13 protein-coding genes and 1 riboswitch are annotated in these 12,102 nt (G+C 75.4%); of the genes, 4 read left to right on the top strand and 9 right to left on the bottom strand.

Translation table 11 applies throughout. The annotated features are described in order from the left end of the window. On the top strand, window positions 1-704 hold a 704-nt coding region (locus AB7J25_RS27880), incomplete at its 5' end, for a flavin reductase family protein (protein WP_428513843.1). A 47-nt stretch (window positions 705-751) separates the two neighbouring features. Next, entirely contained in the window at window positions 752-1,876 is a 1,125-nt protein-coding gene (locus AB7J25_RS27875; RefSeq protein WP_428513845.1) for a fatty acid desaturase family protein, read from the top strand. Here the strand turns inward: AB7J25_RS27875 and AB7J25_RS27870 are convergent. Beyond that, entirely contained in the window at window positions 1,857-3,311 is a 1,455-nt protein-coding gene (locus AB7J25_RS27870) for a protein adenylyltransferase SelO (RefSeq protein ID WP_428513841.1), read from the bottom strand. The two genes, AB7J25_RS27875 and AB7J25_RS27870, sit on opposite strands and share 20 nt — an antisense overlap. Window positions 3,312-3,343: 32 nt before the next feature. Further along, the gene (locus tag AB7J25_RS27865) at window positions 3,344-3,919 is read right to left on the bottom strand and encodes a TetR family transcriptional regulator (protein ID WP_428513839.1); all 576 of its coding nucleotides are present in this window, start codon (window positions 3,917-3,919) and stop codon (window positions 3,344-3,346) included. 52 nt (window positions 3,920-3,971) lie between these two features. On the opposite strand from AB7J25_RS27865, the gene AB7J25_RS27860 reads away from it, so the two are divergent. Next, a complete protein-coding gene (locus AB7J25_RS27860; RefSeq protein WP_428513837.1) occupies window positions 3,972-4,928 on the top strand; it encodes a DUF2867 domain-containing protein in 957 nt (318 codons plus the stop codon). A 10-nt stretch (window positions 4,929-4,938) separates the two neighbouring features. On the opposite strand, the gene AB7J25_RS27855 is transcribed toward AB7J25_RS27860, so the two are convergent. The 5 genes from AB7J25_RS27855 to AB7J25_RS27835 form a co-directional block, all read right to left on the bottom strand. Further along, entirely contained in the window at window positions 4,939-5,724 is a 786-nt protein-coding gene (locus tag AB7J25_RS27855; protein ID WP_428513835.1) for a sulfotransferase family protein, read from the bottom strand. 1 nt (window position 5,725) lies between these two features. Next, complete coding sequence (locus AB7J25_RS27850) at window positions 5,726-6,661, bottom strand: hypothetical protein (protein ID WP_428513834.1); 936 nt, start codon at window positions 6,659-6,661, stop codon at window positions 5,726-5,728. Next, window positions 6,658-7,239 (bottom strand): adenylyl-sulfate kinase, encoded by a 582-nt coding sequence (cysC, locus tag AB7J25_RS27845; RefSeq protein ID WP_428513832.1) that lies wholly within the window; start codon window positions 7,237-7,239, stop codon window positions 6,658-6,660. Before cysC ends, AB7J25_RS27850 begins: the two co-directional genes overlap by 4 nt. A gap of 159 nt (window positions 7,240-7,398) precedes the next feature. Continuing rightward, window positions 7,399-8,121 carry a GNAT family N-acetyltransferase gene (locus AB7J25_RS27840; RefSeq protein ID WP_428513830.1) on the bottom strand — a complete coding sequence of 241 codons (723 nt, stop codon included), beginning with the start codon at window positions 8,119-8,121 and terminating at the stop codon, window positions 7,399-7,401. Next, window positions 8,118-8,924: a DUF1684 domain-containing protein gene (locus tag AB7J25_RS27835; RefSeq protein ID WP_428513828.1), complete on the bottom strand. Its 807-nt coding sequence runs from the start codon at window positions 8,922-8,924 to the stop codon at window positions 8,118-8,120. Before AB7J25_RS27835 ends, AB7J25_RS27840 begins: the two co-directional genes overlap by 4 nt. A gap of 282 nt (window positions 8,925-9,206) precedes the next feature. Then, a riboswitch (SAM riboswitch) is annotated at window positions 9,207-9,292 on the top strand. A 4-nt stretch (window positions 9,293-9,296) separates the two neighbouring features. Between AB7J25_RS27835 and AB7J25_RS27830 the strand changes: the two genes are divergently transcribed. Beyond that, on the top strand, window positions 9,297-10,280 hold the full coding sequence (locus tag AB7J25_RS27830; protein ID WP_428513826.1) for an FAD-dependent oxidoreductase: 984 nt from the start codon (window positions 9,297-9,299) through the stop codon (window positions 10,278-10,280). 10 nt (window positions 10,281-10,290) lie between these two features. Here AB7J25_RS27830 and AB7J25_RS27825 read toward each other — a convergent pair whose 3' ends face one another. After that, window positions 10,291-11,301, bottom strand: a complete 1,011-nt coding sequence (locus tag AB7J25_RS27825; RefSeq protein ID WP_428513824.1) for an isopenicillin N synthase family dioxygenase — start codon at window positions 11,299-11,301, stop codon at window positions 10,291-10,293. A gap of 46 nt (window positions 11,302-11,347) precedes the next feature. Then, complete coding sequence (locus AB7J25_RS27820; protein ID WP_428513822.1) at window positions 11,348-11,902, bottom strand: histidine phosphatase family protein; 555 nt, start codon at window positions 11,900-11,902, stop codon at window positions 11,348-11,350. Between the last annotated feature and the right edge of the window lie 200 nt (window positions 11,903-12,102).

Below are 12,102 nucleotides of genomic sequence, written 5' to 3'. Positions count from 1 at the left end.
TCGTGGCGCTCGAACCGGCGACGGGCGACTTCGTCCTGCCCGCGACGCCGGGGAAGCTCCTGCTCGTCACCGCCGGTAGCGGCATCACCCCGATCATGTCGATGCTGCGCACGCTCGCCGCCCGCGGGCCGCTCACCGACGTCGTGGCGGTGCACAGCGCCCGCACCCCCGAGGACACGATCTTCGGCGCCGAGCTGCGCGCGCTGCCCGGCCTGACCCTGCACCTGCGCCACACCGCCCGCGAGGGCCGGCTCGATCTCGCCGGACTGGACACGCTCGTCCCGGACCGCCACGACCGTGAGGCGTACGTCTGCGGCCCGGCGGGCCTGCTCGACGCCGCCGCCGCGCTGTGGGCCGACGCGCCCGACCGCCTGCACGTCGAACGCTTCACCCCGCCGCCACGCATCGCCTCCGGCGGTGTCGAGCAGGCCGGCGGCACCGTCAGCCTCGGCGGCGCGCAGGTCGAGGTGGGCCCGACGACGAGCCTGCTGGAGGCGGGCGAGGCCGCGGGTCTGCTCCTGCCGTCGGGCTGCCGCATGGGCATCTGCCACACCTGCGTGCTGCCGCTGCGCGACGGACAGGTGCGCGACCTGCGCACCGGCGAGGTCCACGGCGAACCCGGCGATCTCGTCCAGACCTGCATCTCCGGGGCCAGCGGTGCCGCCCGGATCGACCTCCCGACCTCCCGGAAGGACCACCCGTGACCCTGACTCTCGACCGTCCCCCCGCACCGCCGGACGCCCCTGCGCCGATCGTCCGCCCGCTCCCGTCCACGCCGGCACCGGCCGCCGCCGCGCTCACGCCGGCGCAGGTCGAGGAGCTGGGCCGGCGCCTGGAGGCGATCCGCGAGCGGATCCTCGCCGAGCGCGGCGAGACCGACGCCGCCTACGTCCGCGGGATCATCCGCAGGCAGCGGTTCCTGGAGATCGGCGGCCGCGCGCTGCTGTTCGCCGGGATCCTGCCGCCGTGCTGGGTGGCCGGCACCGCGATGCTCGCGTCGGCCAAGATCCTGGAGAACATGGAGCTCGGCCACAACGTGCTCCACGGCCAGTGGGACTGGATGCGCGACCCGAAGATCCACTCGACGACGTGGGAGTGGGACCTCGTCAGCTCCGCGGCGGAGTGGAAGGTCTCGCACAACTACCGCCACCACACGTACACCAACGTGCTCGGCAAGGACCGCGACATCGGCTACGGCCTCCTGCGGATGACCGACGAGCAACCCTGGAACCCCTACTACCTGGGCAACCCGCTCTGGAACTTCCTGCTGTCGATCTTCTTCGAGTACGGGGTGGCGCTGCACGACCTCGAGGTCGACGAGGTCCTCGCGGGCCGCAAGCCCCGCGCCGAGTTCCGCCGGCAGCTGAAGGCCATCGCGCGCAAGATCGGCCGCCAGGTGGGGAAGGACTACGTGTTGTTCCCGCTGCTCGCGGGCCCGTTCTTCCTGCCGGTCCTGCTCGGCAACGTCTCGGCGAACGTGATCCGCAACCTGTGGTCGCACGCCGTGATCTTCTGCGGGCACTTCCCCGACGGCACGGTGATGTTCACGGAGGATCAGCTGGAGGGCGAGACCCGCGGCCAGTGGTACCTGCGCCAGATGCTGGGTTCGGCCAACCTCGACGGCGGGCCGCTCTTCCACCTGATGACGGGCAACCTCAGCTTCCAGATCGAGCACCACCTCTTCCCGGACCTGCCGAGCAACCGCTACGCCGAGATCGCCCCCGAGGTGCGGGCGCTCTGCGCCGAGTACGGGCTGCCCTACGTCACCGGGCGGCTGCACCGCCAGTACGGCCAGGTGGTGCGCACGCTCGCGCGGCTCGCGCTGCCGCCGAAGCTCGTCTCCTGGTGGCGGGCGTTCAGGTCCCGCAGTAGGTGACGTGCGGGCCGCCCCCCGGCTCGGCGTACTCCTGCAGGCCGGGGCGCTCGTCGAAGGGCCGGGCGAGCACGTCGAGCAGGCGGTGCAGCGGCGCGAGATCGCCTGCGGTGGCGGCGTCCAGCGCCTCCTCCACCTTGTGGTTGCGGGGGATGTAGACGGGGTTCACGCGGTCCATCGCGTCCGCGACCGCCGCCCGGTCCGGGCCCAGCGCCGCCTCCCAGCGCACCGACCAGGCGTCGAACGCCTCGCGGTCCAGGAAGCGGTCCCGGGCCGGGGTGCCGCGCAGCTGGGCGGAGAGCCACCGGAACGCCTGGGTGAAGTCGGCCTTCTCGACGTGCAGCAGCTCCAGGAACGCCCGGGTGAGCTCCGGGTCCGGCTCCGGCAGGCCGAACTTGGCCGCGAGCCCCTCCTGCCAGGCGGCCTCGTAGCGCTCGGCGAAACGGGTGAGCTGCGCGCTGGCGGCCTCGACGGCGGCGTCGGTGTCGGGGTCGATCAGCGGCAGCAGCGTCTCGCCGAGCCGCGCGAGGTTCCACTGCGCGATCCGCGGCTGGTTGCCGTAGGCGTAGCGGCCGCGGTGGTCGATGGAGCTGAACTTCGTGGCCGGGTCGAAGGCGTCCACGAACGCGCACGGCCCGTAGTCGATGGTCTCGCCCGAGATCGTCATGTTGTCGGTGTTCATGACGCCGTGGATGAAGCCGACGAGCATCCAGCGCGCGATGAGGTCGGCCTGCACGTCGACCACGCGGCGGTAGAGGCCCAGGTAGGGGTTCGGGTCCTCCAGGGCGTCGGGGTGGTGGCGGGCGATCGCGTGGTCCGCGAGCGCGCGCAGGACGTCGCTGTCGCCGGTGGCCGCGACGTACTGGAACGTCCCGACCCGCAGGTGGCTCGCTGCGACCCGGACGAGCAGGGCGCCGGGCAGCAGGGTCTCGCGCGCGATCTGCTCGCCGGTGGCGAGGACCGCGAGCGCGCGGGTGGTGGGGATGCCCAGCGCGTGCATCGCCTCGCCCATGACGTACTCCCGCAGCATCGGGCCCACGGCCGCCTTGCCGTCCCCGCCACGGGCGAACGGGGTGCGGCCCGCGCCCTTGAGGTGCAGGTCCCGGCGGCGGTCCGCGGTGTCGACGACCTCGCCGAGCAGCAGCGCCCGCCCGTCGCCGAGGCGGGGGACGTAGGTGCCGAACTGGTGGCCGGCGTAGGCCTGGGCGACCGTCGTGACGCCCTCGGGGACCTCCTGCCCGACGAGGAGCGCCACCCCCGCGGGCCCGCACAACGCCTCCGCGTCCACCCCCAGCTCGGCGGCGAGCTCCTCGTTGAGCACGAGCAGCCGCGGCGCCGGGAAGGCTGCCGCCTTCCACGCCACCGAGAGGCTCGGCACGGCGCGGGCGTAGGAGTCGTCGAACTCGAAGAGCTCGGAGAGCGGGGTCGCGGCCGTCATGGCATCGAGGCTACGTCGTCCGGGGCCCTGTTTCAGGGGCCCGTGAGGCGGCAGAGCACCGCTTCGACGTAGGCGCGCAGCTCGGGGCCGTCCGGAGTGATCGCCGGGGTGGCGTGGGCGAGCTGGGCGTGTCCGAGGTAGGCGGTGTAGGCGAGCAGGCTGCGCCGGCCCGCCTCGGCGGCGTCGAAGCCGAGCGCGACGAACTGCGCGGTGAGGTAGTCCAGCCGGCGCCGGGTGACGCGGGCCAGCACGGGCGCCACCAGGGGATGCGCGGCGGAGGCCTGCAGCGCCAGCTCGACGGCGTTCCCGGCGGGCAGGTCGGGGTCGTCCCGCAGGGCCCCGGCGAGCAGGAACCGCAGCCGGGCGTACGGCCCGTCCGCCCGCTCGGCGCGGGCGATGACGTCCTCGGTGTCGACCCGCTCCCAGCGGTCCAGCGTGGCGGCGAGCAGGGCGTCGCGGTTGCGGAAGTGCCAGTAGAAGCTGCCCTTGGTGGTGCCCAGCCGCGCCGCCAGCGGCTCGACCGCGACGGCGCCGAGCCCACCCTCGCCGAGCGCGGCGAGGGCCGCCTCCGTCCAGTCCTCGGCCGACAACCGGGTTCCGCGCGCCATGACCGTACGCTACCGTACGGTGAGACCATACGGTGACGTACGGAGGTGGGACATGGTGTACGACGTGCGGGAACGGATCGTGGAGGCGCCGGTCGAGGTGGTCGGCCCGCTACTGGACCGGCTCGGCGGGCCCGACGACGTGCTCTGGCCCAGCCCGGCCTGGGCACCCCTGGAGCTGGACGGCCCGCTCGCGGTCGGGGTCCGCGGCGGGCACGGCGGCCTGCGCTACCGCGTGCACGAGCACGTCCCCGGCCGCCGCGTCGGCTTCACCTTCGAGCCCGGGGCCGGGGTGGACGGCACCCACACGCTCTCCGCCGATCCGCTCGACGCCCGCCGCACCCTGCTGCGCCACGAGGCCAGGGGCAGGCTGCGCGGGACGATGCGGCTGGCCTGGCCGCTCGGCGTCCGCACGGCCCACCGCGCCGTCCTGGAGGACCTGTTCGACCGGGCCGCCGACGCCGCGGGAGCGCCGCCGGCCCGGCCCGCCCGCTGGTCGCCCTACGCCCGCCTGCTGCAGGGGCTCGAGTGGCCGTCCGCCCTGGCCGTCACCCCACCCGCCACCGCACTGCTCACCGATGCGCTCCCGCGGGTCGACTGGACCGACGCGTACGCCGTCGAGCGCCATCCCGGCACCCCGGACGATCCGCGGACCTGGATGGACGCGGCACTGCACCGCCCGCCCGCGTGGGTGCTCGCGCTGCTCGCCGTGCGCGCCCTGGCGGCCCGGGTCTCCGGCGTGGGTCCGAGCGCCGACGACTTCCGGATCGCCGCGACCACCGCGGACGAGGTGCTGCTCGCCTCGCAGGACGCCCACCAGGCCGTCCGGATCTCGATCCTGGTGCAGCCCCGGCGGGTCGTGCTCACCACCGCCGTGGCGCTGACGTCGGCGCGCGGGCGGCTGTTCTCCGCGCTGGTCCGCCGCCTGCACCCGCTCGCCGTGCGGGGGCTGCTCCGGGGAGCCGCGGGCAGGCTCTCCCGCGCGCGGCGGACGGCTCCTGCCGGTGGATGATCCGCCCGCCTCACCGCGCCCAGTCGTCGAGCTCCCACCCGGTGATCTCGGCGACGCGGGCGACGTCGGCGGCGAACCGCGGGAGCGCGGCGGCCCGCTGCGCCGTGGTCGGCCCGGCCGTACGGCCCGAGACGTCGGGGCGCACGTTGTGCCGCGGCACGCCGTCCACCCTCCCGGTCGCGACGCCCAGGAACCGGCACGCCGCGTCCACCGTCGCCACGGGGCGGTCGCGCAGGTCGCGGTAGCGCAGCAGCAGCACCTGCTCGCGCGGGACCAGCGCGAACAGGTCGTCGAGCTGCTCGCCGTAGCGGCCGAGCGCGGCGTAGTGCCAGAAGTGCGCCCAGCCCGCCGCGATCCGCACCGGCTCCGCGTCCAGCGCGCGCAGGAAGTCCGGCTCCGCCTCCAGCTCCGCCCCGCGCAGGTGCGCCCAGTTGGAATGGGCCCGCTCGACCGGGTCGCGCAGCACCGCGATCAACCGTGCGTCCGGCAGGAGCTTCGCGATGCGGCGCTGCGCGTCGCGGTCGTAGAGGTAGAACGTCGTCGACTCGCCACGCAACGTCCCCGGCGGGGCGGCGTCGAACAGCGCCTCGTAGTCCGCGCGCCGCCACACGTGCTCGCCCCAGGTCGGGACGTCCCCCGGCCCGCCGCCGGACGTCGGCGGGGGGCCGTCGGTGAGGAAGAACTTCGGCTCCTTGGGCTCGGACAGGAACAGGTCCGGGTGGCGGGTGAGCGCCGCGTGCAGCGCCGACGTCCCGCACTTGGGCGCGCCGAGCAGCAGGAAGTCCGGGAGCGCCACGTCAGTGCCTCGCGCTGGGGGCGCGCGCGGGCACCGGCGGACGCAGCAGCTCCGTGCGCAGCTCGTGGGCACCGTCGGCGCGGGTGAGCTCGTAGTAGAGGCGGTAGCCACCGTCGGGCTGCGGCACCGCGCTCAGGTAGCGCAGCCCGCCGCCGCCGTGCGGCGACTCGGCCACCGGCGCCTGGCCCTGCGCGACGAACCGCTCACCGGGGATGGTCCCGCCGAACGCGAGGCCCGTGCGTTCCTCCCAGTTCTCCGCCGCGCTCGCCCGCCCGTCGTAGGTGGCCGCCCACTGCCCGTCCACGCGGAACACCGACGTGAACCGCACCCCGCGCCCGTCCCACCGGCCGGGGCGGGGGGCGAGCGCGGTGCCGTGCCACGTCCACTCCAGGCCGTCCGGGCTGGTGGCGTACTCGGTGGTCATCCGGTCCTCGTGGTCGCGCTCGTCGAGCGGGTGCACCGACGCCCACAGGTGCCAGGCGCCGCCGTCGTGGACGATCACCGGGTCCTTCACGGCGTGCCGGTCGTCGCCCGGCAGGACGGTGCGCGGCGTGGCGGCGGCGAGCCCCTCCGGGGTGTCGGCCTCCAGCAGGTCGACCCACCAGTGCTTGCTCCCGGGTGTGGCGCAGCTCACATAGAGCCGCCACCGCCCGTCCGGGGTGTGGACGAGCGCGGGCCGCTCCAGCGACTCGGCGCCGAAGCGCTCCTTGCCGATCGTCGCGACGACCTCGACACCGCCGCCGTCGACGGCCCGCGCGACCACGTTCGCCATCCCGCGGCCGTGCCCGATCGGGGCCCGCAGCCGGTACGCCACGTAGTGGACACCACCGACGAGCACGGCGCTGGGTGCGCCCGCCCAGAAGCCCGCACCGGTGCCCGGAGGGGCGGCGGCGACGGTGGCGTCGGCGCGGCGCGGGATGGGCAGGAGGGCGGTCATCGAGGCTCCTTCGACTCAGGTGTCAGGTCCGTGCAGGAATCCGGGGCGAGTCCGCACCCGGACAGATGGGCGAGCAGCAGGCGGACGGACTCCTCCACCGGCTGCGCGTGTGCCGGGATCACGAGATCGGGGCGCAGCGGGACCTCGTAGGGGTCGTCGACGCCGGTGAGCCCGCTGATCTCGCCCGCGCGCTGCCTGGCGTAGAGGCCCTTGACGTCGCGGCTGCTCGCGACCTCGACGGGCGTGCTCACGTGCACCTCCACGAACCGGGTGCCGTTGGCCTCGTGCGTGGCCCGGATCTCGTCGCGGACGTCGCGGTACGGCGCGATCGCCGACACCAGCACGACGACGCCGTTGCGGGCGAGCAGCTCCGAGACCCAGCCGATGCGGCGGATGTTGATCGCCCGGTCCTCCCGCGAGTAGCCGCGTGCGGCGGCGAGGTGCGGACGGACGGCGTCGCCGTCGAGGACCTCGACGCGCCGCCCGGCCCGGCGCAGCGCGGGTTCGCAGGCGTGGGCGATGGTGGACTTGCCTGCGCTGGGCAGGCCGGTGAGCCAGATGGTGGCGCCTTCGGGCACGACGACTCCAGGGGTGGCGGGATGCGCGGGAGATCGGGCCGCGCGCAGCGGCATACCTGGGACATCGGTGACCCGGCGGGGGGCGCGCGGCCTACCGACAGATCTGGTCGAACGCGTGCGCACGACGGCCCGGCCAGAACGGCTCGAGCAGCACACGGGTCACGGCGTCCTTTGTAGCTGCCCGGCGGGGTCCGGGGCAACGGTTCCGGCGGCGGCACGCACCGCGACGAACGGCGTGCCGGCGCGGTGCCGGAAACCGAGACGCTCATAGAGCCGGATCGCGGCGACGTTGTCCGCGGCGGCGTGCAGGAACGGTGCCTCCCCGCGGGCGCGGATCCCGGCGACGATCGCCAGGACGAGCCGTGCGGCGAGGCCCCGCCCCCGGTACGCGGGGTCCGTGCAGACCGCGCTGATCTCGGTGAACCCGGGCGGGTGGATCCGCTCCCCGGCCATCGCGACGAGCCGGTCCCCGTCGCGGATCCCGAGGTAGGTGCCGAGCGCGATCGTGCGTTCCCGGAACGGGCCCGGCCGGGTGGCGGCGACGAGCGCGGCCATCGCGGGGACGTCCGCCGGGCCCAGCCGGACGGCCGCGGGATCCGCGGCGGCGTCCAGGTCAGTGTCCAGGTTGGACGCCACCATCTGCACGCCCGGGATGGTCGCGAACACGGTCCAGCCTCGCGGTGGATCGACGTGCAGGTGCGGCAGCACGACCTCCCCGTCCCCGATCAGGACGGCGAGATCGGCCCAGCCCGTGGCGTCGCCGGGCGGCGCGGCGAAGGGCGAGACGTCCGCCGGGTAGGCGAGCGCGGTGCCGTGCCGGCGTGCGAGGTGGGCGTGCGGGCCGAGCAGTGCGGCGCGGACGGGGTCGTCGAGCGTGCTCACCCGGCTGGTCGGGCGAGATCGGGTCGTGGCGGGCGGCGCTCCCCCGCAGTGACGGCCAGGTCGAGCCGGTTCTGCGCAGGTGGCAGCGGGCACGTGGCGTACGCGGTGAACGCGCAGGGAAGGTTGATCGTCCGGTTGAGGTCGAGCAGCACCTCACCGTCCGGGGAGGGGTCGGGCGTGCGGACCAGCCGGCCGCCGCCGTAGGTCTCGACGCCCGAGGTGGCGTCGCGGAAGTGCAGGGTGAGCCCGCCCGCCCGGAAGGGCACGGCGACGAGGACGTGCGCGGTGCCGTCCAGCTCGAAGTGGACCTCGCCGGACGAGACCGGGTAGTGGTGCAACCCGTCGACCACCGCGTCCACGACCAGCCGGCGCGGCTCGGGATAGGCGACGAAGTGACCCCGGACGATCCACCGCTGCGCCACCGGGAACACCGGAACGCCCGCGAACGCCGTGCGGGTGACGGCCCGGGGATCGCGCACCCGCAGCGCGAACGCGTCCGTCCGGCGGATGATCTCGATCTTCCGCTCGCCCACGTCGACGAGCACGCCGGGGAGCCCGTCGACCGGGTCGAAGACGCCCTCGTCGAGCGCGGTGCCGTCCAGCCCGAGCGCACCGCACGCGCCGACGAGGGCGACCCGCCCGTCGTGCACCCACCAGCGTCCGGGGAGGTCGCCGTACGAGCGCGGGACGTCGTCGAGCCAGTGCAGCCCGGTGAGGCTGAGCCAGCCGTGGGGCAGGCGCAGCTCGTCCTCGCGGGCGTCGTGCCAGGCCAGCCAGTCGGTGTGCAGGTCGATCGCGGTCATCGGGATACCTCCTACGGGGTGCGGCGGTGGACGCGTGGGCCCTGCCCGCACCGGGTGGTCCCGGTGACGGCGGGCGGCTCAGCCCCGACAGAGCGCGGTGTGGGTGCGGCAGAGGTCGACGTGCCGGCGCCACGCGTGCCAGGTGGTGCGCACCGCGACCCGGGCCAGGCCCGTCATCCTCGCCACCGCCCTCCCCGTCGCACCCGACGCTACCCAGGATGCCGTCACCCGTTCAACCAGCTGGTCTTGACAGTCGGCCACCCCGCCTGCCTACCCTCTTCCCGTCCATCCAGAGCGGCCGAGAGACCTGGCTCGACGACGCCGCAGCAACCCGGAACGCCGGGTGCTCATGCCGGGATCGATGGAGGAAGCATGTCCCGCGCCACGCGCATCCCCCTGATCGTCGACGTCGCCGTGATCGGCGGAGGTGCGCTCGGCGCCGCCACCGCCTGGCTGCTCGCCCGCCGCGGCGTCCCGGTCGCGCTGGTCGAGGAGGGCAGCGCGCGGCAGGTCCGCGACGCCGTCCGCGGCACGGCGTGGTCGGACCACCCCGGCTGGGCCGACACCCCCGAGTCCGTCCGCGCCGCCGCCGTCGGGCTGTGGCGCACGCTGGAGGCCGAGACCGGCGCCGGGCTCCTGCGGCGGGCGGACACGCTCGAGCACGGTCGCTGTCGCCCCGGACCACGCACGCTCACGCCCACCGAGGCGGCCGCCGGCTGGATCGGCTCGTTCACCGGCCCCGTCGCGCTGCACCGCGGCGCCGGGGTCCAGGTGGCCGCGAGCCAGGCCGTCGCCGCACTCACCGCCGCCGCCGCGGGCCACGGCGCCGTGCTGCGCCACCGCTGCGGCCGGGCGTCGGTGCTGGTGTCCGGGGACCGCGTCGAGATCACCACCGCGACCGGCTCCGTCCACGCCCGCCGCGCCGTCGTCACCACGGTCGTCCCGGACGCCACGGTGGAGCTGCACGTCGCGTGCGGCCGCACCCGGCTGCCGCTGGCCGCGCACGAGCACCCCGAGCTCGGGCAGGTGCGGATCGCACCGTGTGCGGGCGGTCACGTCGCGGTCTCCGCGCGGGGCGTTCCCGAGGACCGGCTGCGCGAGTACGCCCGCGCCTGGCTGCCCGGGATCGACACGGGGACCGACCCGGGAGCCGCAGGAGAGGGCGGGTTCGCCCAGATCGTCGCGCCCGCGGCCCGCAGCACCGGCGGCGGACGCGTGCACGTCGAGGCCGCGGGCCCGGTCGTCTCGGCGACCACGGACACCGTGGGATCGGTCGCGGCACCCGCGTGGGCCCGGCTGCTCGCCGACACCGTCACCGGCGCAGGCCCGACCGTCACGGCGCGTCGCGCCTCCTGACCCGGGCGCGTCAGCTCCCGCCCGTCCCGCCGATCCTGGTCAGCAGGTCGGCGTGATGGCGCTCTGCCACCTCGGGGTGCGAGCGGAACCAGCCCTTCAGGGCGTTGTCGCCGAAGCGGGGCAGCAGGACGTTGTGCGCGGTCTCGGTGACGCCGGGGGCGTGCGCGGCGAGCTCCGGGGTGAGCGGCACGGGATCGAGGACGACGTCCAGGCGCGGCGACCAGAAGAACCCGACGGACTGCCGCGTGCGGCCGGGGGCGCAGGGCAGCACCCGGTGCACGGTGGAGACGAGGTAGCCGTGGGTGGCGACCTCCAGCATCTCGCCGACGTTCACCACCAGCGCCCCGTCCAGCGGCGGGACGTCGACCCACTCCCCCGTGCGTGACGGGAGCGCCTGCAGCCCGCCGGAGCCGTCCTGCAGCAGCAGGGTGAGGAACCCCCAGTCCGCGTGCGGGCCCACGCCCTGCGCGTCGGCGCCGTCGCTGTCGCGGCCGACATAGCGGATCAGCTTGCCGAACCAGTGCGGCCGGTCGAAGACCGCGTCGAAGTGCGTCCGCGGCAGGCCGAGCGACGCGGCGATCGCCCGCGTCAGCTCGGTGGCAGCCTGCGACAGCGTCTCGGCCCAGCCGAGTACGGCCGGGCGCAGCTGCGGCAGTGCAGCGTCCGGCCACTGGTTGGGTCCCTCCAGCAGGCGGTACGGGGCGTCCCAGCGGTCGCGGGGCACCGGTGGCTGCTCGGGCGCGAAATCGAGCTGTTCCCTGGCGTCCGGGCGCCCGGCGGTGATCTCGTGGCCGAGGCGGGTGTAGCCGCGGAAGTGCGGGGAGCGCCGGTTGTCCAGGGCGAGCCGTTGCGGCTCGGGCAGCGCGAAGAACCGGCGCGTGAGCTCCATCAGCTCGTCGATCTGGCCGGGTGCGGCGCCGAAGTGCGTCAGCTGGCAGAAGCCCACCTCGTGCAGGGCCGATCGCAGCTGCTCCAGGAAGCGTGGCTCGCGGGACTCGTCGAGGCGCAGGACCGGGATCACGACCACGAGCCTCGCATGCGTGGCGGCTGCGCGGCAGCCCGCGAGCTCAGGGCCGCAGCGGCGTCCCCGTGGCCCGGACGGTCCAGCGGTCCGGACCACCGCGCAGGTCCGTCGCGGTCAGCGGGCCCGCGTCGATCCGCCAGAACGCGGCGGGCGGGGCGTCGAGGAGCCCGACGACGGCGGCGCGGGCGAGCGTGGTGTCGCAGACGGCGAGGGTGTGGCCGTCGGGCAGCGCCGCGAGCCACGCCAGGGTACGGGCGAGCAGCGCCCGCAGCGGCTCGCCGCCGTGCGGGGCCGCGTCCGGATCGGTGAGCCAGGCGGCGACGTCGTCGGGCCGCTCACCTGCCAGGTCCGCCAGCCGGGCGCCGGCCCAGGCGCCGAGGTCCCACCCGGCGAGCGCCGGGTCGGCGGCGGCCTCGATCCCCAGCGCGGCGCAGGTCTGCGCGCAGGCCGGCTCCGGCCCGCGGACCACCCGGTCGGCCCGCGGCACCCGGGCCTGTGCCGCCCACGCCAGACCGCGCTCGTCGAGGTCCTCACCGGCGGGGAACGCAGCGGCCGCTGTGGCCGTGGTCGGGGCAGGCCCCACGAACGTCACGCGCATCTTGACACTCCTGCCTCCGGGTGATTAGTTCACATCTGAAGGTTCTCTCAGATGAACAGGAGCGCGCCATGAGCCAGGCCGCCGCCGCTCACCCCGGCACCCTCGCCGTCCCCGCCCCGATCCCGCTGCGCGAGATCGCCCCCTGGGCCCTGTTCGGCGGCGTGGTGCTGCTGATGCTGCTCTACCTGGTCGGCATGGAC

Origin of the sequence: Pseudonocardia sp., from assembly GCF_050246655.1 — a bacterium.
In the GTDB taxonomy this organism is placed as follows: Bacteria; Actinomycetota; Actinomycetes; order Mycobacteriales; family Pseudonocardiaceae; genus Pseudonocardia.
Note: the sequence above shows the minus strand (reverse complement) of the source record. Positions and strands in the feature narration are given on the sequence as shown.